The sequence below is a fragment of the Roseococcus thiosulfatophilus genome, assembly GCF_017311575.1.
Lineage (GTDB): Bacteria > Pseudomonadota > Alphaproteobacteria > Acetobacterales > Acetobacteraceae > Roseococcus > Roseococcus thiosulfatophilus.
Genome location: NZ_JAFFQY010000002.1, coordinates 46,516 through 68,274 on the forward strand (window position 1 = coordinate 46,516; position 21,759 = coordinate 68,274).

21 protein-coding genes are annotated in these 21,759 nt (G+C 72.0%); 4 read left to right on the forward strand and 17 right to left on the reverse strand.

The genetic code is table 11. The annotated features are described in order from the left end of the window. Positions 1-17 precede the first annotated feature (17 nt). The 10 genes from JTN19_RS01100 to JTN19_RS01145 form a co-directional block, all read right to left on the reverse strand. A complete protein-coding gene (locus tag JTN19_RS01100; RefSeq protein WP_242530752.1) occupies positions 18-980 on the reverse strand; it encodes a ring-cleaving dioxygenase in 963 nt (320 codons plus the stop codon). A 19-nt stretch (positions 981-999) separates the two neighbouring features. After that, positions 1,000-2,589 (reverse strand): MFS transporter, encoded by a 1,590-nt coding sequence (locus JTN19_RS01105; protein WP_206929287.1) that lies wholly within the window; start codon positions 2,587-2,589, stop codon positions 1,000-1,002. 1 nt (position 2,590) lies between these two features. Beyond that, positions 2,591-4,474, reverse strand: a complete 1,884-nt coding sequence (locus JTN19_RS01110; protein ID WP_206929290.1) for an amidohydrolase family protein — start codon at positions 4,472-4,474, stop codon at positions 2,591-2,593. A gap of 161 nt (positions 4,475-4,635) precedes the next feature. After that, complete coding sequence (locus tag JTN19_RS01115) at positions 4,636-5,322, reverse strand: type 1 glutamine amidotransferase domain-containing protein (protein WP_206929292.1); 687 nt, start codon at positions 5,320-5,322, stop codon at positions 4,636-4,638. Between the two features lie 54 nt (positions 5,323-5,376). Continuing rightward, positions 5,377-5,655 carry a XapX domain-containing protein gene (locus JTN19_RS01120; protein WP_206929294.1) on the reverse strand — a complete coding sequence of 93 codons (279 nt, stop codon included), beginning with the start codon at positions 5,653-5,655 and terminating at the stop codon, positions 5,377-5,379. Positions 5,656-5,831: 176 nt separating this feature from the next. Beyond that, complete coding sequence (locus JTN19_RS01125) at positions 5,832-6,674, reverse strand: alpha/beta fold hydrolase (RefSeq protein ID WP_206929296.1); 843 nt, start codon at positions 6,672-6,674, stop codon at positions 5,832-5,834. Positions 6,675-6,786: 112 nt separating this feature from the next. After that, positions 6,787-7,449, reverse strand: coding sequence for a hydrolase (locus tag JTN19_RS01130; protein WP_242530753.1), 663 nt, complete (start codon positions 7,447-7,449; stop codon positions 6,787-6,789). 183 nt (positions 7,450-7,632) lie between these two features. Next, positions 7,633-8,007: a response regulator transcription factor gene (locus JTN19_RS01135; protein WP_206929298.1), complete on the reverse strand. Its 375-nt coding sequence runs from the start codon at positions 8,005-8,007 to the stop codon at positions 7,633-7,635. 159 nt (positions 8,008-8,166) lie between these two features. After that, complete coding sequence (locus JTN19_RS01140) at positions 8,167-8,790, reverse strand: response regulator transcription factor (protein WP_206929307.1); 624 nt, start codon at positions 8,788-8,790, stop codon at positions 8,167-8,169. Beyond that, the gene (locus JTN19_RS01145; RefSeq protein ID WP_206929315.1) at positions 8,787-10,361 is read right to left on the reverse strand and encodes an ATP-binding protein; all 1,575 of its coding nucleotides are present in this window, start codon (positions 10,359-10,361) and stop codon (positions 8,787-8,789) included. The genes JTN19_RS01140 and JTN19_RS01145 overlap by 4 nt, the downstream gene beginning before the upstream one ends. Before the next feature lie 521 nt (positions 10,362-10,882). On the opposite strand from JTN19_RS01145, the gene JTN19_RS01150 reads away from it, so the two are divergent. Next, complete coding sequence (locus JTN19_RS01150) at positions 10,883-11,473, forward strand: NADPH-dependent FMN reductase (RefSeq protein ID WP_206929317.1); 591 nt, start codon at positions 10,883-10,885, stop codon at positions 11,471-11,473. Positions 11,474-11,533: 60 nt separating this feature from the next. Here JTN19_RS01150 and JTN19_RS01155 read toward each other — a convergent pair whose 3' ends face one another. The 3 genes from JTN19_RS01155 to JTN19_RS01165 are packed head-to-tail and all read right to left on the reverse strand — an operon-like array spanning position 11,534 to position 14,302. Next, positions 11,534-12,256: a class I SAM-dependent methyltransferase gene (locus JTN19_RS01155; RefSeq protein ID WP_206929319.1), complete on the reverse strand. Its 723-nt coding sequence runs from the start codon at positions 12,254-12,256 to the stop codon at positions 11,534-11,536. After that, the gene (locus tag JTN19_RS20475; RefSeq protein WP_206929321.1) at positions 12,253-13,581 is read right to left on the reverse strand and encodes an ATP-binding protein; all 1,329 of its coding nucleotides are present in this window, start codon (positions 13,579-13,581) and stop codon (positions 12,253-12,255) included. Before JTN19_RS20475 ends, JTN19_RS01155 begins: the two co-directional genes overlap by 4 nt. Before the next feature lie 10 nt (positions 13,582-13,591). Beyond that, positions 13,592-14,302 (reverse strand): response regulator, encoded by a 711-nt coding sequence (locus JTN19_RS01165; protein WP_206929323.1) that lies wholly within the window; start codon positions 14,300-14,302, stop codon positions 13,592-13,594. Between the two features lie 172 nt (positions 14,303-14,474). Between JTN19_RS01165 and JTN19_RS01170 the strand changes: the two genes are divergently transcribed. Together JTN19_RS01170 and JTN19_RS01175 are read left to right on the forward strand one after the other, a co-directional pair. Next, entirely contained in the window at positions 14,475-15,101 is a 627-nt protein-coding gene (locus JTN19_RS01170) for a class I SAM-dependent methyltransferase (RefSeq protein ID WP_206929330.1), read from the forward strand. Beyond that, the gene (locus JTN19_RS01175) at positions 15,098-15,703 is read left to right on the forward strand and encodes a VTT domain-containing protein (protein WP_206929332.1); all 606 of its coding nucleotides are present in this window, start codon (positions 15,098-15,100) and stop codon (positions 15,701-15,703) included. Before JTN19_RS01170 ends, JTN19_RS01175 begins: the two co-directional genes overlap by 4 nt. Before the next feature lie 54 nt (positions 15,704-15,757). Here JTN19_RS01175 and JTN19_RS01180 read toward each other — a convergent pair whose 3' ends face one another. The 4 genes from JTN19_RS01180 to JTN19_RS01195 form a co-directional block, all read right to left on the reverse strand. Continuing rightward, a complete protein-coding gene (locus JTN19_RS01180; RefSeq protein ID WP_206929334.1) occupies positions 15,758-16,735 on the reverse strand; it encodes an SDR family oxidoreductase in 978 nt (325 codons plus the stop codon). A 43-nt stretch (positions 16,736-16,778) separates the two neighbouring features. Beyond that, positions 16,779-19,109 (reverse strand): xanthine dehydrogenase family protein molybdopterin-binding subunit, encoded by a 2,331-nt coding sequence (locus JTN19_RS01185; RefSeq protein ID WP_206929336.1) that lies wholly within the window; start codon positions 19,107-19,109, stop codon positions 16,779-16,781. Between the two features lie 10 nt (positions 19,110-19,119). After that, positions 19,120-19,578: a (2Fe-2S)-binding protein gene (locus tag JTN19_RS01190; RefSeq protein WP_206929337.1), complete on the reverse strand. Its 459-nt coding sequence runs from the start codon at positions 19,576-19,578 to the stop codon at positions 19,120-19,122. Positions 19,579-19,819: 241 nt separating this feature from the next. Next, positions 19,820-20,407, reverse strand: a complete 588-nt coding sequence (locus tag JTN19_RS01195) for a TetR/AcrR family transcriptional regulator (protein WP_206929339.1) — start codon at positions 20,405-20,407, stop codon at positions 19,820-19,822. Between the two features lie 112 nt (positions 20,408-20,519). Here JTN19_RS01195 and JTN19_RS01200 point away from each other — a divergent pair, with 112 nt between their 5' ends. Further along, entirely contained in the window at positions 20,520-21,698 is a 1,179-nt protein-coding gene (locus tag JTN19_RS01200; RefSeq protein ID WP_242530754.1) for an efflux RND transporter periplasmic adaptor subunit, read from the forward strand. Positions 21,699-21,759: the final 61 nt, after the last annotated feature.

A 21,759-nucleotide genomic window follows, 5' to 3' on the forward strand; every position in this document is an offset into this window, starting at 1 on the left:
CGGCCTCGTGGAGCGCCTCAGAGCGGCTTCAGGCCGCGCTCGATCGCGGCGCGCCGCGGTTCCAGGAAGGGCGGGAGGGAGAGGCGTTCGCCCAGCGCCTCCAGCGGTTCGTCGGTGGCGAAGCCCGGGCCGTCGGTGGCGATCTCGTAGAGGATGCCGTTGGGTTCGCGCGTGTAGAGGCTGCGGAAGTAGAAGCGGTCCACCGGCCCGCTCGAGGGGATGCGCAGCCGTTGCAGACGCTCGACCCAGCCATCGTATTCCTCGTCGCGCACGCGGAAGGCGACGTGATGGACGCCCCCTGCCCCAGGTGCCGCCTGGGGCAGGCCCGGCTCCACCCGCACATGCAGTTCCGCCGCCGGGCCGCCCTCGCCCATCTCATAGACATGGACCGGGACGGCGGGCGCATCCGCCGCCGCGTAGCGCCGCGCCGGGCGCATGGCCATGACATGGGTGAGGAAGGCATCGGAGGGGGCGAGGTCGGGCACGCTGAGGGTGATCGGCCCGAGGCCACGGACCTGGTGCGCCTGGGGCACGGGGCTGCGCGCCCAGGGGTGGAAGGGGCCGGCGCCGCCATCGTCGAGCAGCGTCAGCCGCTGGCCCTCGGGGTCCTCGAATTCGAGCTGGAGCCGGCCGTCCACCTCGCGCAGCGGCTGCTGCGTGACGTCGTGCTCGGCGAGGCGCGCGGCCCAGTATTCCAGCGCGGGCCGCCCAGCCACGCGCAGCGCCGTCCGCACGATGGCGTGGGTGCCGCGACGCTCCCGCCCCACCGGCCAGTCGAAGAAGGTGAGGTCGGTGCCGGGGCTGGCCGCGCCATCCGCGTAGAACAGGTGGTAGGCGCTGGTGTCGTCCTGGTTCACGGTCTTCTTCACCAGCCGCATGCCGAGCACGCGGGTGTAGAAGTCGTGGTTGCCGCGCGCATCGGCGGACACGGCGGTGAGGTGGTGGATTCCGTGAAGCTGCATCGTGGTTTCCTTCGTCATGTTCGTCACCCTCGCGCAGCTATAGCGCGATCAGGTGCGTGACGCGGGGCGGTTCCGTGCCCTCATGCAGCGCCGTCACCGTCGCCTGCAGCGCCTGGTCGGCGACGGTGACCCGGTGATGCTGGCGCAGATGCTCCGCCCAGCTCGCGACGACGAACCATTCCACGACGCGATCGGGTGCCTCGGTATCGGCGAAGACCGCCCAGGCCAGCGCGCCATCCCGCCGGCGCGTGGCGCCCAGCGGCGCGATCGCGGCCCGGAAGGCGGCCTGGCGCTCCGGCGCCACCTGATAGACGATCTGCACGGCGACCGGGCCTCGCTCCGGCGCCATGGGCATCAGGGCCTCCGGCGCCGCCCAGTGGTGGGACGGATCGAGGCTCTCGGTTCCTGCGGGCAGCGGCAGGCGCCGCATGGCGAACGCCGCCGCGGTGCCAAGGGCCGCGGCCAGCAGCAGGGCCGTGGGGACGCTGGTGAAGCTCGCCACCTGCCCCCAGGCGAGGCTGCCGAGCGTCATCCCGCCGGCGAAGACCGTGAGATACAGCGCAAGCCCGCGCGCGCGCACCCAGTTGGGCAGGACGGCCTGGGCCGTGGTGTTGACGGTGGTCAGCACCGCGATCCAGGCGGCGCCGGCCAGCAGACACAGCAGCACGGCGGCGGCTTCGGAGGGAATCACCGCGAGACCCGCCTGGGCCGCGGCGCTGCCCAGCGCGCCGGCCAGCAGCAGGCCTTCCGCACCGCCCAGGCGCTGTCGCAGCCAGGGCAGCGCCAGCGCGCCGCCCACGGCGCCGGCGCCGATCGCGGCCAGCATCACGCCATAGAGCGCGGGCCCGCCGCCCAGCACATGGCGCGCCAGCAGCGGCAGCAGCGCCCAATGCGCGGCGCCGAAGAGGAAGAACACGGCCGAGCGCAGCAGCACGCGGCGCAGCGGCGCGGAGTTCGCCGCGTAGCGCAGCCCCGCGCGCATGGCGCCCGGCAGCGTCTCGCGCGGACCCTCGACCACCGGCGCCTGCCGACGCCACCAGAGCAGTGCCGCGATGACGATGACGTAGCTCAGCGCATCCACCGCATAGGTCGCGGCCACGCCGAGCGTCGCGAGGATCAGCCCGCCCAGGACCGGACCGATGGCGCGGCTGACATTGATGCCCATGGAGTTCAGCGCCACCGCCGCGCCGAGATCGGCGCGCGGCACCATCTCGGGCACCGAGGATTGCCAGGCCGGCGCCGCCAGCGCCGCGCCGACCCCGCCCATGAGCACGAGCATGATCAGCAGCCACGGCGTCATGACGCCGAGCAGCGTGAAGACGGCCAGGGCCAGCGACACGAAACCAAGCAGCATCTGCACCCCGATCAGCAGCCGCCGCCGATCCAGCAGGTCCGCCAGGGCGCCGGCCGGCAGGGCCAGCAGGAAGACCGGCAGCGTGCCCGCGGCCTGCACCAGCGCCACCATCACCGGCGAGGGCGCCAGCGAGGTCATCAGCCAGCCCGAGGCGACATCGCGCATCCAGGTGCCGACATTGCCGATGACCGTGGCGGTCCACAGCACGGCGAAGACGCGGTGGCGCAGCGGCGCCAGCGCGCTCCCGGACGGGTTGGGGAGGCGTGCGCTCATCTCACACCGCCCAGCAGGCGCAGCCCAGCGCCCCCCAGAACCCCTGCTGGTCGCGCACCGGGGCCTCCAGCCGTGCCCAGGCATGGGCGTGGCCGTGGACACCGCAGGCGCTGCCGCAGCCGCAGGCCGCATCGGCGTTGACGCGCTCGGCCACGAAGCTCCGCCGCATGCCCTCGGCGCGGCGCTGATAGCCGCCGAAGGTGCGAACGGGCGACCAGTCGGGCAGCACGGGCGGCGGGGGCGGCGCCAGCGGCGCGAAGCCGCCGGCGCCATACACCACCTTGCCGCCGAGGATCGTCAGCACCGCCTCGAGGTGGGTGATCTCGTCCTCGGGCACGCTGAAATAGTCATCCGAGAGCACGGCGAGGTCGGCCAGTTGCCCGGGCGCGATCCGGCCCTTCTTGCCGTCCTCGGTCGAGAACCAGGTGTTGGCCTCGGTCCAGAGGCGCAGCGCCTCCTCCCGGTCCAGCCGGTTGGCGGGCGGGCGCGTCCGCAGCCCGCCCACCGTGCGGCCGGTGACCAGCCAGGCGAGGCTCACCCACGGGTTGTAGGTGGCGACGCGCGTGGCATCCGTCCCCGCCCCGACCGGCACGCCGGCGGCCATCATGCGCCGGATCGGCGGCGCGCGCTCGGCCGCTTCGGTGCCATAGCGGGCGGCGAAGTCCTCGCCCTGAAAGGCCAGGCGGTGCTGCACGGCGATGCCGCCGCCGAGTGCCGCCACGCGGTCTATGTTGCGGTCGCTGATCGTCTCCGCGTGGTCGAAGATCCAGTGCAGGCCACCGATGGGCTGGTCGCGGTTGACCTTCTCGAACACGTCGAGCGCGCGGGTGATCGTCTCGTCATAGGTGGCGTGCAGGCGCCAGGGCCAGCGGTTCTCCACCAGCTTGCGCACCACGGCTTCGAGCTGGCCTTCCATGCTCTCCGGCAGGTCGGGGCGGGGCTGGCGGAAATCCTCGAAGTCGGCGGCGGAGAAGACTAGCATCTCACCGGCGCCATTGTGGCGGAGGCTGTCGTCGCCCTGGCCCGGGCTGACCATCCGGCCCCAACGGGAGAAATCCTCCAGCTCCTCGCCGGCCTTCTGGGTGAAGAGGTTGTAGGCGATGCGCAGCGTCAGCTCGCCATCGGCGTGCAGCGCGCGGATGATGGCGTAGTCGTCCGGATAGTTCTGGAAGCCGCCGCCGGCATCGATGACGCTGGTGACGCCGAGGCGGTTCAACTCCCGCATGAAGTGGCGCGTCGAGTTGCGCTGCGCGTCGGGATCGAGCTTCGGGCCGCGGGCCAGCGTCGCGTAGAGGATCATCGCGTTGGGCTTGGCGAGCAGCAGGCCGGTCGGATTGCCGGCCGCGTCGCGCTGGATTTCCCCGCCGGGTGGGTTCGGCGTGTCCTTCGTGTAGCCGACCGCGCGCAGGGCGGCCTGGTTGAGCAGGGCGCGGTCATAGAGGTGCAGGATGAACACGGGCGTGTCGGGCGCCGCGGCGTTCAGCTCGTCGAGCGTGGGCAGGCGTTTCTCGGCGAACTGGTGCTCGGTGAAGCCGCCCACGACGCGCACCCAATGCGGCGGCGGCGTCGCCTGCGCCTGGCGGCGCAGCATCGCCATGCCGTCGGACAGCGAGGGCACGCCGTCCCATCGCAGTTCCAGGTTGTAGTTGAGGCCGCCGCGGATCAGGTGCGTGTGGCTGTCAATCAGGCCAGGAATGACCCGCCGCCCGCCGAGGTCCACCCGCCGCGTGCGCGGCCCGGCCAGCGCCATCGCCTCGGCCTCGTCGCCCGCGAGAAGGATCTTCCCTTCGCCGATCGCGACGGCCTGGGCCTGCGGGTTCGAGGGGTCGAGCGTCGTGATCCGGCCGTTGAACAGGACAAGATCGGGTTCGGAAGTCTCCGGCACGGTCTAAGCCTCCAGGGGATGGCGGAATGATCCGGTCGCGACGGCCGCGCCGGGGCCGGTGATGAGGTGGCGGCGGAGGAACACGGCGCATCTCGCTCGCACCCGCGCATCGGAGATTCCGCGCGCCACCTCGGCACCGGTCCCCAAGGCGCGGCCGTCCATCATGCCTTCGTCTTGAGCGCCTCGAGAGCCAGCCGGGCGGCGCCGGCCGAGGAGGCCGGGTTCTGGCCGGTGATCAGCAGGCCGTCCTGCACGACATGCGGGGCCCAATCCGGGCCGCTGGAATAGAGGCCGCCCTTCGCCTTCAGATCATCTTCGAGAAGGAACGGCACTACCCTGGTCAGGCCGACGGCTTCTTCCTCGGCATTGGTGAAGCCGGCCACCTTCCTGCCTTCGATCAGCAGGCGGCCCTCCGGGGTCTTCACATGGCGCAGCGCCGCCGGCGCGTGGCAGACCAGCGCGACCGGCTTCTTCGCCGCCAGGAAGCCCTCGATCAAGGCGGCCGAAACCGGGCTTTCGGCCAAGTCCCACATCGGGCCATGGCCACCCGGATAGAAGACCGTGTCGAAGCCCCCCTGGTCCACCTCCGCCAGCTTCACGGTGTTCGCCAGCGCCTTGCCTGCCTCCGGATCCGCCTCGAAGCGGCGAGTGTCCTCGGTCTGGAAGCCGGGCTCGTTGCTCTTCGGGTCGAGCGGCGGCTGGCCGCCCTTGGGCGACGCCAGCACGATCTCGAAGCCGGCATCCTTGAAGACGTAGTAGGGGGCCGCGAGCTCCTCGAGCCAGAAGCCCGTCTTGCGGCCCGTGTCGCCGAGTTCGTCATGCGACGTCAGAACCATCAGGACCTTCATGGTCACTCTCCTTCGGTGGAAGTCCGGCGGGGGGTGCGCGACCGCCTGCTCCGATCAATCCAGGGGCGCGTGCCGCGGGGGCACGTCCGGCCGCGCATGGCGTCCCGGGAGCTGCCCGAGCACGTGGTGCGAGCACTCGGCCAGGCCGATGGCGGCACGCAGCGACTCGCCCTTCATCAGGTTGCGCGCGACCGGGACGATCTGCTCGCCGATCAGGATGCCCAGCAGGCCGACCAGGGCCACCACGGGCGGCGCCGGTGAGCGCACGTTGAGCAGGCTGTAGACCACGCCGACGAGCAGCCCGGCGGCGAGTGAGGCGATATGGAGTGTCATGCACGCGCTCCTCGAACATCAGGGGATCCGCGGAACGCGGCCGAGGATCTTGTCGTCCTCGACATGGCGATGGCCGGCGGCGGCCTCGGAGAGGCGGAACCGCCTCTCGATCGGGAGGTGGAGACGCTTCGGCGCCGCGGATGGGTACGGCGCCGATGATCCCGCTCCCTGTCGGGTCAGGCCGCATCGCGCACGAAGGCGAGCAGGTCGCGGTTCAGCACCTCGGCGTTCACCGTCAGCATCCCGTGCGAGAAGCCCGGATAGGCCTTCAGCGTGCCGTTCTTCAGCAGCTTGACCGCGATCCGGGCCGAGCTGTCGATCGGCACGATCTGGTCGTCCTCGCCGTGCATCACCAGCGTCGGCACGGTGATGGCCTTCAAATCCGCGGTCTGGTCCGTCTCCGAGAAGGCCTTGATGCCCTCGTAATGGGCCTTGGCGCTGCCCATCATGCCCTGGCGCCACCAGTTCTGGATCATGCCCTCATGCACCGTGGCGCCGGGGCGATTGAAGCCGAAGAACGGCCCCGCGGGCACGTCCCGGAAGAACTGCGCGCGATTGGCCGCCAGCCCGTTGCGGAGGCCGTCGAACACCTCCATCGGCAGCCCGCCGGGATAGGCATCGGTCTTGAGCATGATCGGCGGGATGGCCGCCACCAGCACGGCCTTGGCGACGCGCCCGGCCGGCTCGCCATGCTTCGCCACATAGCGCGCGACCTCGCCGCCGCCGGTGGAGTGGCCGACATGCACCGCGTTGCGCAGGTCGAGATGCTCCGCCACGGCGAAGGCATCCGCCGCGTAGTGGTCCATGTCGTGGCCGTCGGAGACCTGCGCCGAGCGGCCATGGCCGCGCCGGTCATGCGCGACGACGCGATAGCCATTGTGCAGGAAGAACAGCAGCTGCGCGTCCCAGTCGTCGGACGACAGCGGCCAGCCGTGATGGAACATGATGGGCTGCGCGTCGCGCGGGCCCCAGTCCTTGTAGAAGATCTCGACGCCGTCGCGGGTGGTCACGGTGGGCATGGTGGGGGCTCCTTGGGGGTTGGTGCGGCTGAAGGCCGCGGCGGGCGCGGCCTTCTGGGCGGCGCACACCGGGTCTATCAGGGCCGGTCCTCGGTCGGCGTCGCGCCGGGCCTCAATGCCCCTCGGACGCGTTGAACATCGTCTTGGCGTAGGTGATGCCGAGGCCGTAGGCCCCGCCGAGCTCGCGCGCGATGCCCGTCGTCATGTCGTAGGTTTCGCCGCGCGCCCAGTCGCGCTGCAGCTCCAGCAGGTATTGCAGGGACGTCATGGGCTGCGCGCCCGCCTGCACCATGCGGTCCATGGCGCGGTCATGCGCCTCGTCGGAGACGTCGCCGCAGGCATCGGCGATGACGAGCACCTCGAAGCCTTGGTCGAGCGCGGAGAGCGCCGGGCCCACGATGCACACCGAGGTCCACAGCCCCGCGAGCACGACGCGCGCCTTGCCCAGCCGGTTGACCTCCGCGATCACCGCCTCGTCCTCCCAGGTGTTCATGCTGGTGCGGTCCAGCAGCGCCTGGCCTGGGAAGGCCGCGGTGATCTCGTCGAACATCGGGCCGGAGAAGCTGGCCGCCGCGACGGTGGTCAGGATCGTGGACACCCCGAAGCCCTTGGCGGCGCGGCTGATGAGCGCCGCGTTGCCGCGCAGCGTCATGGCGTCAATGGACTTCGTGGCGAAGGCCATCTGCGATTGGAAGTCGATCATGATCAGCGTGTGGTCGCGCGGCGTCAGCAGCAGCTTTCCAGGGGTCGCGCTGGCCTTGGGCATCGCCTGCATAGAATCGCTCCATCGTCGGAAGGGCGGGCGGCCGGATTGCGGGTGCACCCGGCCGGGACGCCTCTGATGGGCGGAGATTGGAAAAGCCGGCCGGGTGGAAACAATTGTCTGATGGTATGGGCCGCATTGAACCTGTGGCTACCGGGGGCAAGGCGCCTTCCCGCGGAACGAGCCCAGGCGCGGTCAGGCCCGATGCGCCATCGCTGAACGGATGCACGCGAGCAGCGCGTCAGGCCGCACCGGCTTGGGCAGGTAGCAACGGACCCCCGCCTCGAGCGCGCTGGTGCGGGACGCCTCGGTGGCGTGCGCGGTCATGATGATGGTCGGCACCGGCGTGCCGCCGCCGCGCAGATGCCGATAGAGGTCCAGCCCCGTCATGCCAGGCATCCGCATGTCCACGATCAGGCAGGCGGTCCGGGCCAGGCTGCCGGATCGCAGGAAGGCCGAGGCGCTGTGGAACTCCGCCACCCTGTAGCCGAACGACCGGACCAGTGCGGCAACCGCCTCGCAGGCCGCCTCGTCGTCGTCCACGATCGCCACGAGAGGTGTGCTGTCCATCCTGTCCTTTGCCGATGGCGCCGATCTTTGATCCCTTCGCGCATCGGCGCCTGGCCCGGCATGCGACGGGGCGCGGGCGTCGCTGCCCCGCGGGACGATCCCGCCGGCACATCCTCGGGCGGCGGATCGGGTCGCGGCAACTATACCAAGGTATGCGGCCTAGCCGCCCCGGCCATCTGCGGACAACCGGTCGGCCATGCGGACCAGCTCCGGCAGTGACCTCGCCTGCATCTTGGCCATGACCTGGGCGCGGTGGACCTTCACCGTCACCTCCGCAAGCTCCAGCTCCGCGGCGATCTGCTTGTTCAGCTGCCCGGCGGCGACGAGCGCCATGACCTCGCGCTCCCTGGCCGTCAGCGAGTCGAAGCGGGCCTGCAGGGCGGCAAGCGCGGTGGCGGCGGCGCGGCGGCCCGTGTCGAGCTCCAGGGCGCGATGGACGGCGTCGAGCAGATCCTGGTCCCGGAACGGCTTGGTGAGGAACTCGATCGCCCCGGCCTTCATCGCGGCCACCGACATGGGCACGTCGCCATGCCCCGTGATGAAGACGATCGGCAGCAGGATCCCGTCCGCCGCGAGCTGCCGTTGCAGATCAAGCCCGCTTTGCCCCGGCAGCCGCACGTCGAGCACGAGGCATCCCGCCAGCTCTGCCATGCGCTGCCGGTGCTCGAGCAGGTCGCGTGTGCACTCGAACGCCTCCACCACATGGCCCACCGACCGCAGCAGGCTTTGCAGCGCCTCGCGCACCGCCTGGTCGTCATCCACGATGAAGACGACGGATGTCATCGGGCCCGCTCCTCGGCGAAGGGGGCGGGGCGCGCGGCGCAGGGCAGCGCGAAGTGGAAGATCGCGCCCGCCGGGGCGTTGTCGGAGGCCCAGAGCCGGCCGCCATGCGCCTCAAGGATCAGGCGGGAGACGGTCAGCCCCACGCCCAGGCCGTTGGGCTTCGTCGTGAAGAAGGGCTGGAAGAGACGGTCGGCATGCGCTGGCGGCAGGCCGATGCCAGAGTCTGCCACCGAGACGACCACCTCACCGGCCGACATGGCGGTGGAAGTGACGCGAAGGACCCGCTCGCCATCCGTCACCGTCCTCATGGCGTCAATGGCATTGGTGACGAGGTTCGCGATGATCTGCTCGATCTGCACCCGGTTCCCCGACACCAACGGCAGGTCCGGGTCCAGCTCGGTCTGCATGACGACATGGGCCGCCCGGCATTCGTCCCTGTAGCAGTCCAGCACGTCGCGGATGAGCTGGTTGATGTTGAGCTGCCCGCGGTCTTCGTCGCGCTTGCTGAACGTGGTGCGGATGCCCTCGACCACCTTCCCGGCACGGTGGCCGTCCCTCGCGATGCGCGTGAGCGCGGCGCGCGCCTCCTCCACATCGGGTCGCTCCCGCGCCAGCCAGCGCAGGCCGGCATCGGCGTTGGTGACCATGCTGGCCAGCGGCTGGTTGATCTCGTGCGCGACGGCGGCGGAGAAGGCCTGCAGCGTCACCATCCTGTCCTCGTGCGCACGGCGTTCGGCCGCGGCGGACCGGGCGAGCCTGGCCGAAAGGGAGGCGGCCTCGGCCAGCAGCACGATCAGGACCACGCTCGCGGCGGCGAGGCTGTAGAGCCGGCCCGCCCACCAGCCGACGCTGAACTGCAGGCCGGCACTGACGAATGACAGCAAGACGAGATCGATCGTCAGCGCGCAGATGACCACCAGCAGGCAGAGGTCCAGGACCGATCGTCCGAACAGCCCGAGCAGCACGATCAGCACCGCGTACAGGGCCAGGGCGACGATCGGCACGTACATCCAGACATGGGTGATCCGCCGGCCTTCATCCACGAAGACCGGCAGCAGGTCCTGGTTCCCGAGGATGGTCCAGGTGACGCCGGCGACCACGACCGCGACCGCCGCGACGGAGCCCACGATCATGGCTGGAACCATCCTGCCCGCAGGCACCTCCCCGCTCCGCCGCAGCATGGCGTATGCCAGAAGGAAAAGCGGGCAGCCGATGCGTCGCATCGCCGCGATGGAAGCCGTCGTCTGCTGCCCTGCCTCGGCAAGGCCCAGCGAAGCGACCACGGTGGGAAAGGAGAGCGCCCAGGGAACGGCCATGAAGCCCGAGTAGAGGTAGGCGATGGCGAGCACCAGGATCGCCGGGGACCGCTGGACGGCGAACAGCGACAGGAGGAGCGCCGCGGTGATCATCTCGGTGGTGAAGACCGCGGCGGTATAGGCCAGCACCATGGGCTCGCTGCCTTCGAGCCTGTTCCGCGCGAAGGGCGCCACCAGCAGCATTGCGCCCAGGAGAACGGCGACCACACCGAGGGCGAAGAGCTTCTGCTCCCTGTTCGGTGGGGAATTGGACACCAGCAACGCCTGCTCGTTCCGCCCCCCTGGGCTGGCTGCTTCCACCTGTGTCCCCGGCCTTATGATCCCGATCCCGCTGTTTGCCAGCGAGGCGGCGCAATACGCGCCTCCTATACACCACGGTCATGTTCGCCGACCAACCGATCCATGGCGCGCGCCGCTGGCCGTGAACCGCAAGTAGATGTCTCTCCCCCTGGTTAGCCATCATGGGTGCGCAGGCGGAGGGCGCCGTTGCCACAGCTGTCCCGATCGCCCTCATCGCCATGGTGTCGCGGGGGAGCGGACGCTCAACCTCCCGCACCTTGATTCTCCGCCGCGGGATCATCCATCCACAAAGCGGCACCCGGTCGTCGCGCGGACCGCGCGCCGCGATCTTTTTCTTCGCGGGGGTCCGGCCGGAAGGCTATCGTGCGGCACGACGCGGCCCCGTGGTCGCGGTCAAGGCGCCTGGCGGGCGCGCGGTCGCGAGGACGCGCGGATCGGCCGCCGGGGAGAGCCACCCACCGGAAGGCGGAGACATCATGGCCCTGAAGCTGCTCGTCCTCTACGGCTCCTATCGCTCGGACCGGGCCGGCATCCGGCTCGCCCGATTCCTGGTCGAGGCGTTCACGGCGCAAGGGGCCGAGGCCGAGCTGGTGGATGCCAAGGCGCTCGGCCTGCCCATGCTGGACCGGATGTACAAGGAGCATCCGGCCGGAGAGGCACCCGAGGTGCTGGAGACCCTGGCCAGGAAGATCCGGGGGGCCGATGGCTTCGTGCTGGTCGCCGGCGAGTACAACTGGGGCGTCCAGCCGGGGCTCAAGAACCTCACGGACCATTTCCTCGAGGAATGGTTCTGGCGGCCCGCGGCCATCGCCAGCTACTCGGCCGGCCGGCTGGGCGGCGCGCGGGCCAACCTGGCCTGGCACGGGACGCTCTCCGAGATGGGCATGGTCGTCATCTCGAGCACCTTGACGGTCGGCGCCATCACCGCGTCGCTCGACGAGGAAGGCAGACCCACCGGCGAGGGCGGCGCGGCGCTGGCACGGGCATTTCCGCGCTTCGCCGATGACCTGGCCTGGTGGGCCGAGGCGGCGCGCCGTCAGCGCGAACACCGGGCGCCGCCCTACTGACGGGGCCGGGGCCTCGGCGCCGCGTCCGTCGCCGGGGGCGATGCCCCGCCCCCGCGGATCCTACCCTTGCCCGCCCTGGAGCACGGAGGCGCGGAAGAAGGCGAAGCGCCGCTCCTCCGCCAGGCGCAGGGCGGGGCACCAGCGCAGGGCGGCATGGATGCGGCGCGAAAGCCTGGTGTCGGCGTCCCAGCCCGAGAAATCATGGTTGGCGACCAGCAGCAGGCCACCCGGCATCAGCAGCCGCGCGAGCCGCGCCACCAGCGCCTTGAGGCCCGCATCGGTCAGTTCGGCGGGCGGCAGGTAGTAGATCACGTCGGCCGCCAGGACGAGGTCGAACCCCCCGTCGAAGGCGGCCGGCAGGCGCGTGGCATCGCCCTCCTCGAAGCGCAGATGCGGCAGGGATGCGCCGAGCCGTTCCCGCGCACGCCCGAGCGCGGTGGCCGAGACATCCATCCCCAGCATGTCCCGGCAGCGGGGCGCCACGCGCTCGGCCAGCAGGCCCAGGCCGCACCCCAGGTCGAGCGCCCGCGCGAAGTTGCGGCCAGGCGGCAGCAGGGAGAGGATGCGTTCATACTTGCGCCGCTGGTACAGGTAGCGGCTGTCGGCGGAGGCCCAGGGGTCGTTGCCCGGCGCCTCGGCATAGAGGCGTTCGAAAGCCTCCGCGCCGCGCATCCCGCCCAGGCGCGCGTCGCTGCGCGCGCTGCGGCGGAACAGGTTGATGTCGCGCAGGCGCAGCGGCATTCCGTGCGGCGCCACGCGGGCGCCGGTCCGTGGCTCGATCATGCCGGCAGCACCACCGTGGCGCGCAGCCCGCGCGCGGCGAGGTTCTCGAGGCTCGCCGACCCGCCATGGGAAATGGCGATGGAGCGCACCAGCGCCAGGCCGAGGCCGATGCCGCCCGTGGCCCGGTTGCGGGATTTCTCCGCGCGGTAGAAGGGTTCGAAGACGCGCTCCAGCTCCTCGGGCGGCAGGCCGGGACCGTCATCCTCGATCTGCACGATGGCGGAGCCCGGCTCCCGCGACAGGCGGATCCGCGCCGCGCCGCCATAGACCACGGCGTTGTGGATCAGGTTGGTGAAGAGGCTTCGCAGCGCCACGTCATCGCCGTTCAGGATGACGTCGGGCCCCTCCTCCAGGCTGACGGTCGCACGGGTCGTGAGCGCCAGGTCGTCGGCGATGCTCGACAGCAGGGAGCGCAGCTCCTGCGGCTGCCGCTCGCGCTGCGCGTGCGTCGCATGGACGAAGGACAGCACGGCGCCCAGCATGTCCTGCATCTCCGCGATGTCGGCCGCCGCCTTCTCGCGCAGCGCGGCGGGCGCGTGTTCCAGCCGGAAGGCGAGGCGCGTGAGCGGGATGCGCAGGTCATGCGCGATCGCGCTCATCATGTTCAGCCGGTCGTCCACGTAGCGGCCCAGGCGCCGCTTCATCTCGTTGAAGGCCACGGCCGCGCCGCGCAGCTCGCGCGGGCCGTCGGGTTCCAGGTCCGCCGCGCGCGGGTTGCGGCCCAGCCGCTCGGCGGCCTCGGCGAAGCGCCGCACCGGCCGCGCCGACCAGCGCGCGACGAGGTAGGCGCAGGGCACGGCAAAGAGCACCGTGCCCACGAGCCAGATCCCCGCCATGGTCAGCCAGCCGCGGAAATAGGAGCCTGCCGGGTTCACGACGCGCCAGCTCCCGTCGGGCAGCAGGCGCGCCAGCGTGATGCCGCCGGCGAAGTCCAGCGCGGCACGCTCGACGTCGCCCTGGTGATGGCCGCCGTCCGCAAGCTCGCGCAGGGCATAGCTCGTGCCCTTCATCGCCTGCAGGACGGACACGAACTGGACCCGCAGCTGCTCCGCCGGCAGCGCCAGCCGCTCGGCCATCACGTCGCGCATCTGCAGCAGCATCGGGTCCTGGGGCGGGATTTCCAGGGCGGAAATTTCCCGCGTCTCCACGCCGCGCATCCCGCCCCCGTTCATCAGCGCGCGCTGCATGGTGTCGAAGCCCACCGGGCCGAGCGGCAGTGGCGGGCAGACCAGGAAGACCACGAGGTTCAGCAGCTGCACCAGCAGCACGCCGGTGATCAGGATGGCCGCGCTGCGGGCCACCAGCGGAAGGGCGCGGAGCTTCACGGGTCGTGTCCTACAGGCGCTTGGTGGGGGGGACGAACATGTAGCCCTCGCTGCGGATGGTGCGGATCAGTTCATCGCCCCCCGCGCGCAGCTTGCGCCGCAGGCGGCTGACCTGCACGTCCACCGCCCGGTCGAAGGCCTCGCTGTTGGGGCCGCGCGCCGCGTCCAGCAGCTGGTCGCGCGTCAGCACGCGGCGCGGCCGCTCGACGAAGGCCTTCAGCATGAACAGCTCGCCATCGGTCAGGTGGACCAGCACGCCGGCCTGGTCGCGCAGCTCATGCGCGGTGAAGTCCACGGTCCAGCCGAGGAAGCGGACGCGATAGGGCTGGAAGTGCTGGCCCGCGACGTGCTTCCCGCGCCGCAGGGTGGCCTGCACCACCGCCAGCAGCTCGGCCGGGTTGCTGGGCTTGCCGAGGTAGTAGTCCGCGCCGGCATTCAGCCCCGCGATGCGGTCCGGCGGCGTGTCGAGCGCCGAGAGCATCACGACCGGGGGATGCGCGCCGGAGGCGAGCCGCTGGCAGGCGGTCAGCCCGTTCTCGCCCGGCATCAGCACGTCCAGCAGGATGAGGTCCACGCTTTCCGAGGCCAGCAGCCGCCCCATGCCACGCGCATCGGCGGCATCGAGGGTACGGTAGCCATGGCCGCGCAGGCTTTCGGAGATCACCTCGCGGATGCCGGCATCGTCATCCACGATCAGCACCGTGTGCCTTCCGTCGTCCATCGCGCCATCCTCTGTGCTGCCCCGGCTTGCTCGCGCCCGAATGTTTCCGCCGAATGTCCGGGCCGGGCACGCGCCACCTGTATAGCCGGGCCGGCGCCCGGCCGGAGAAATACGGCAGACATCAAGCGTCACGAAGCTTCGCCCCGCTCACAACAGAATGCGAGGGTGCCCGATGCTGGCCGAGACCACCGCCCGACTGCCGGAAGAGATGACTTCCGACGCCCATGACAACCGCCTCTTCTTCCGCTCCTGGATGCAGGACCCCCTGCGCGCCGGCGCCTTCAAGCCGAGCGGCACCGACCTGGCCCGCGCCATGGCCGCGCAGGTGGACCCCTCCATGCCGGGGCCCATCGTGGAGCTCGGCCCCGGCACCGGCGCCATCACCCGCGCCCTGGTGGAGCGGGGCGTGGACCCCGCGCGGCTGATCCTGGTCGAGGCCGACCCCAATTTCTACGCCCTGCTGCGGCGGCGCTGGCCCATGGCGCGGGTGCTGCAGACGGATGCCTGGGCGGTGCCCGCCCTGCTGCGGCGCCTCGACGAACCCGCGGCGGCGATCGTGGCGGGCCTTCCGCTGCTCGTCCGGCCGCGCCATGAGCGGTTGCGGCTGGTGGCGAACGCCCTGCGCGCGGCCGCACCCGGCGCGCCCTTCGTGCAGTTCACCTACTTCATCCGCTCCCCCGTGCCGGCGCCGCGCCCCGGGCTGCGCGCGCATGGCTCGGACATGATCTGGTGGAACCTCTGGCCCGCCCGCGTCTGGACCTACCGCCTGCCCCGCCGCCAGCCGGAGCCGATGTGGTGAGCCTGTGGGATTCGCTCCTGCGCGCCACGACGCTGGAGACGGTCTTCCTCGCCGCCCTGGTCGAGAAGTTCCTCCCGGTGCTGCCCTCCTACGTCCTCTACCCCGCCATCGGCATCGGGGCGGAGGATGGGTGGGACCTCGCCCTGCGCTGCGCGGTGGGGGTCGCGGGCTCGCTGGGCGGCGCGCTGGGCTGGTACGGCCTCGGCGCCTGGCTGGGCGAGGGGCGGACGCAGGCGCTCGTCGCGCGCCACGGCCGCTGGCTGTTCCTCTCCACCGCGCTCTACACCCGGCTCGCGGAGGGCTATCGCCGCCACCCGGCGGGGGCGACCATCCTGGGCCAGTTCGTGCCCACGGTGCGGATCTTCCAGGCCCTCCCGGCGGGGGTCCTGCGCCTGCCGCTTCCGGGCTTCCTGGCGGCGACGGCGCTGGGCTCGGCCGGCTGGATCTTCCTGCTGGCCGGCGCGGGCCACCTGCTGCACCGCCAGGGCTGGGCGGCCGCCGAGGCCGGGCTGGCCGTGCTGGCCGGGCTGGTGGCGCTGGAACTGGGGGCGGTGCTGGTGCTGCGCCTCCTCCGGCGCCCCGCCGCGGCCACGGCGGTGTGACGTCCGGGCCGGAGGGTCGCACCCGCTTACCGGGCGCGGCCATCCGGCGCGGCCTCAGGCCTGGCGTCGTCGCGGCGCCAGGCCGGGATAGCGTGCCACCGGGGCCGTGAGGCTTTCCCCCGGGGACACGCCGGTCAGGGCGGACGACACTTCCCAGAGGCGGCTGGCGGCCTCCGCATCCAGGGCCGCCGGGGGGGCCATCGCCCTGGCGGGATGGCCGCGCGTTTCGCTCAGCCGGTCGGGCCCATAGTAGCCACCCTTCAAGGCATCGGGCGAAGTCGCCGCGAAGAGGCTGGGCCACGCGCCCTGGGCGGCGGGCTGGAACAGGAACCACAGCCAGGACCGAGTGAGCCCCGCGAGGCTGCGCCGGCCGGGCCCCTTGTGCAGCAGCTGCGTGCGCGCGATGCCCGGATGCGCGGCCAGGCTGGCGACGCCCCAGCCATGCCGGTCGCTGCGGCGCTGCAATTCGAAGGCGAACATCAGGCAGGCGAGCTTGGACCGCGCATAGGCGGGCATGGGCCTGTAGGCGTGCTCCGCCTGGAGGTCCTCGAAGTCCATCGCCCCCTGCCGCGCGGCGATGCTGGACAGCGCGACGACGCGCGGGTCGCGGCCACGGGCCAGCAGCGGCATCAGGTGCGCGGTCAGCGCGAAATGGCCGAGGTGATTGACGCCGAGCTGCAGCTCGAAGCCATCCCGCGTCGTCTCGCGCCGGGGCGGCGTCATCACGCCCGCATTGTTGATGAGCAGGTCGATGCTCTCGCGGCGTGCCGCCATGCGGGCGCCAAAGGCGGCGATGGAGGCGAGGCTCGCCAGATCCAGCGCCTCGAAGGCCACGGCCGCGTCGGGCACCGCGTGACGGATGCGGCCCACGGCCTCGGCGCCGTTCGCCGGGTTGCGGCCGGCGATGATGACGTCGCCGCCCGCGCGCGCCAGGGCGAGGGCGCATTCGAAGCCCAAGCCGCCCGTGCCGGTCACGATGAGGGTTCGTCCATGCTGGGAGGGGATGTCCCGGCTGGTCCACTTGCTGGTCATGAGGGTCTCCATGAATTCGGGAAGGCGCGGGCCTTGGTGCGGGTCAGCCGCGCGCCTGGGTGGCGGGCGGCAGGAAGGTGCGGAGACGGCCGTCACGGTCCGGCTCCAGCACGGCGAAGGGCATGGCGCGCAGGCGCCGCCCGGTCGCCGCATGGATGGCATTCGCCACCGCGGCGGCGACGGGGACGATCCCAGGCTCGCCCGCGCCGCCGGGCGGCAGCTCGCTGCGAAGGATCTCGACCACCACCTCGGGCGCATCGGCCAGCCGCTGCATGGGGAAGTCGTGGAAGTTCGTCTCCCGCACCTCGCCCGCGTCCAGCGTGATGCGGCTCATCAGCGCCGTGGTGACGCCGAACTGGATGCCGCCTTCCATCTGCGCGGCGACGCTGTCCGGATTGACCACGATGCCGGCGTCCAGGGCGCAGAAGACGCGGTCCACGGTCAGCTCGCCATCGGGCGCCACCGTCACCTCGGCCACCTGCGCCACGACGCTTTCGTAGCATTCCTCGATGGCGATGCCGCGCCCGCGCCCGGGCGCCATGGGCGCACCCCAGCCGGCCATCGCCGCCACGCGGTCCAGCACGGCCAGGTGGCGCGGGCTGTCGCGCAGCAGCCTGCGCCGATAGGCGAGCGCGTCTTCCCCGACCGTGGCCGCGCATTCGTCGAGGAAGGATTCGGTGAAGAAGGTGCCGAAGGAGAAGCCGTTCGATCGCCAGGCGCCGATGGGCAGATGGCTCGGCACATGGCGGCTGCGGACGCGGCGGCTGGCGAAGCGGTAGTGACGCTTGTCCAGCCCCTCCACCGAGAAGCGGTCGCCATGCGGGCTCGCCCCCAGGCCATAGGGCAGGTTGCGGCGGGACGCCGAGTGCATCATCGCCTGCGCGGCCACCATCGCGTCATAGGCGATGGGCAGCCCATCCGACCCCAGCGCCGCGCGCAGCCTTGCCGCGGCTTGGCTGCGGAAGATGCCGCGCGCGATGTCCTCCTGCCGGGACCACAGCAGCTTGACGGGGCGGCCTGGATGGCGGGCGGCCAGGAAGGCCGCCTGCACCACCACATCCACCTCGCTGCGGCGCCCGAAGGCGCCTCCATTCATGGTGACGTGGCAGGTCACGGATGTCGGCTCCACGCCGGCCAGGCGCGCGCCCCGGCCGACGCCCCAGCGCATGGTCAGCGGGGACTGGGTGGGGCACCAGGCCTCGGCCGTGCCATCGGCGTGGATCAGCACCGTGGCGTTCATCGGCTCCATGCAGGCATGGGCGAGGAAGGGCGCGGCGTAGTCGGCGGTGACGATCCGCGCCGCGGGCGCGGCGAAGGCGGCGTCCACATCGCCCTCGCGCAGATGCAGGTGGGGGTCGCGGGCATCGAGCGCCTGCCGGCAGTCGCGGGCCAGCTTGGCGGTGGTGACTTGGTCGGCCTCCGTCCGGCTCCAGGCGATCTCGGCCCGCCAGGCGGCCGCCTCGGCCTGCCACCAGGATTGCGCGACCACCGCCACGCTGCGCCCGTCAATGACGGCCACGTCCACCACGCCGGGCAGCGCCCTGATCGTGGCCTCATTGGCCAGCCGCGCCACGCTCGCGCCGGAGACGGGCGCTTGGCGGATGGCGGCGTGCAGCATGTCCGGCAGGACGACGTCCATGCCGAAGACGGGCGCGCCCCGCACCTTCGCGGGCAGGTCCACCCGCTTCTGCGGCGTGCCGATCAGCCGCCAGGCGGAGGCGGGCTTCAGCGGCGGGTCGCGCGGCGGCGGCACCAGCGCGGCGTCGCGCACCAGCTCGCCATAGGCGATGCCGCGGCCCGAGGGCGCGTGCGTCACATATCCATCGGCGGTGGTGAGTTCCCCCACCGGCACGCCCAGCCTGGCCGCGCCCGCCGCCACCAGCATGTGGCGCGCGGCGGCGCCGGCGACCCGCATCGGCACCCACAGCCCGATGATGGAGCGGGAGCCCGCGGTGTTCATCATCGGCAGCGCGCCCAGCACGCGCTTCGCGGCCCAGAGCACGGGGCCGGTCGGGTCCTCCGGCCGGATGTTGAGCGGGGCGAAATTCGCGTAGACGGGCAGCTGCTCGACGGGATGCTCGACGCGGATGCGCGCGTCGAAGGGGATGTCCAGCTCCTCCGCCACCAGCATGGCGAGGCCGGTGTGGATGCCCTGGCCCATCTCGGTGCGCGGCGCCTGGATCACCACGCCGCCGTCGCGATGGATGGCGAGGAAGGCGTTGAACGCCACGCGCTCTCCGTCCACGACGGCGCCGGGCCCGTCCATGTCCACGGAGGCGAGGTAGCCGGTGCCGGCGACGGCGGCGACGAGCGCGGTGCCGCCCAGCGCGCCGCCCGTGAGAAGAAGGGCGCGGCGGGAGAGGAGGCGGGGCATGGCCTTCTCCTCAACCCTGCGCCGCGGCGGCGCGATGGATGGCGCGGCGGATGCGCGGATAGGTGCCGCAGCGGCAGATGTTGGTGATGACCGCGTTGATCTCGGCATCGGACGGGTTGGGGTTGCGGTCGAGCAGCGCCGTGACGGCCACGAGGAAGCCCGGCTGGCAGAAGCCGCATTGCGGCACCTGCTCGTCAATCCAGGCCTGCTGCACGGGGGAGAGGGTGCCGTCGGGCTCGGCAAGGCCCTCGACCGTGACGATCCTGGCACCCGCGACGGCGCCCACGGGCGTCACGCAGGAGGGCGTGGACTCGCCATCCACGAGAACGCGGCACGCGCCGCATTGCGCGATGCCGCAGCCATACTTGGCGCCGAGCAGGCCCAGATCCTCGCGCAGCACCCAGAGCAGCGGCTTGTCGTCGCTGCCGCTGAAGGTGACGACGCGGTTGTTGACGGTGAAGGACACCATGCCGGGCGCCCGGACTAGGCCGCCGCGCGGGCGCGGTGGCGTTGCGAGGGGTGTATCATCGGGGGGTCTCCGTTGCTTCGGTTCGCCCCAGATGCAGCGCGATCAATTCTCCCATGTGTCCGGCGGCCGCGGCGCCAGAGCTTCGTCACGCGGGAACGCTCGGCCTTCGCGGCGGAGGGAAGGCGGCGTTCGCCTGGCGTGGTCCATGCGCGCGCCGCGCCGTGGCGCGCGCGGCCTTGCCTCAGGGCCTGGCCAGCGCGTCCCGGATCAGCGCGGCGCCGCAATGGCGCAGCGAGGCCGCCGCGCGCGGTTCGCCCAGATAGCTGCGCGCGGCGATGGCGCCCTCGACCAGCACCGAGACATGGTCCGCCAGGGCGGCCGGGTCCTTCGCCCCCGCCTCCTCGGCCAGGGCCTGGATCTTCGCATGGCCCTCGCGCTTGAAGCGGGCGACGACCTGGTAGGTCGGGTGCTCCGGGTCCCGGAACTCCGCCTGCGCCAGCAGCATGGGGCAGCCGCAGACGCCGGGCGTCTCCACCTCGACCGCCATCGCCTCGATATAGGCCAGCAGCCGCCCCGCGGCGTCCGGCGCCTGCGCGACGGATTCCTCCACCCAGGCCTGATGCTCGGCCGCGTCCTCGGCCAGGATGGCCGCGACCAGCGCATCCTTGCTGGGATAGGTGCGGTAGAGGCTCATCTTCGTGGCACCGGCCACGCGGCACACCTCCTCGACGCCGGTGGCACGGATGCCCTGGCGTTCAAACAAGACCCTGGCCGCGTCCTGGATGCGGTCTGCGGCGGAAGGCTTGGCGGCGGCGGTGGCGCCGGTCATGGCGGAACACTCCTTGCTGAAACTTCATGTGGCGACGCACAAAGGTCACTTGCTGATACTGACCGGTAACTCTATCTGATACGAACCGGTCGGTATCATCAGGAGATAGGCCATGACCCCCCCTTCGCGCAAGGCCTCCCCGCCACAGGACAACCTCTGGATGTCGTGGCTGGCGCGCTTCAACGGCGCCGCGGTCGGTGCCGCCATGATGGCGGCGACGCCCGTGGCCCTGGCCCAGCCCGCTTCACCCAGCGTCACCGTCGCGGCGCCGCTTTCGCGCCACGTCACCGAATGGCAGGAACACACGGCGCGCATCGAACCCTCCGCCCGCGTGGAGATCAGGCCTCGCGTGTCCGGCCAGGTGGCCGAGGTGCACTTCACCGATGGCGCCATCGTCCGCGCCGGCGACCTGTTGTTCACGCTGGACCAGCGCCCCTTCCGCATCGCCCTCGACAACGCGCGGGCCGAGGTGGCCTGCAACGAGGCGCGGCTGCTGCTCGCGCGGCAGCAGGTGGCGCGATATGAGCCCCTGGCCGCGAGCCGCATCGCCCCCCAGGCGGAAATCGACTCCCGCCGCGCCGCGCTGCGGGAGGCCCAGGCGGGGCTGGCCGCCGCCCAGGCCGCGGAGCAGCAGGCGGCGCTCGACCTCGAGTTCACCGAGATCCGCGCCCCCCGCCCCGGCCGCGTCAGCGACCGCCGCGTGGACGCGGGCAACCTCGTGCAGCAGGGCACGACCGCGATGACGACGCTGCTGGCCCTCGACCCCGTCTATGTCACCTTCGACGCGAGCGAGGCCGAATACCTCCGCCAGGCGCGCTCCGCCCAGGCCGGCCTGCGCGGCGCGAGCCTGCCCATCCAGCTGCGCCTGCTGGACGAGGCGGAGTTCAGCCGCGAGGGCCGCGTGGACTTCGTGGACAGCGCCTTCGACCCGCGCAGCGGCACCATCCGCGTCCGCGCGGTGATGCCCAACCCGGACCTCTTCCTCACCCCCGGCGGCTTCGCGCGTGTCCGTCTCTCGACGGGCGACGAACCGGCGCTGCTGGTGCCCGATGCCTCCGTGATGGCGGACCAGACGGGGCGGCTCGTGCTGACCGTGGCGCCCGACGGCACCGTGACGCCGCGACAGGTGCGCCTCGGCCCGCTCAGCGACGGGCTGCGGGTGGTCCGCAGCGGGCTCGGCCCCGAGGACCGCGTCATCATCGGCGGGCTGCATCGCGCGCGGCCGGGCATGCGGGTGACGGCGGAGCCGGGGCATATCGGCCCCGGCCCCTTCGCCGCCGCCACGCGCTAGCGCCCGGCCACCCCGCCCCTTCCCTGACCCGTTTCCCGCGGCCGCGCACGGCGGCCGTCCC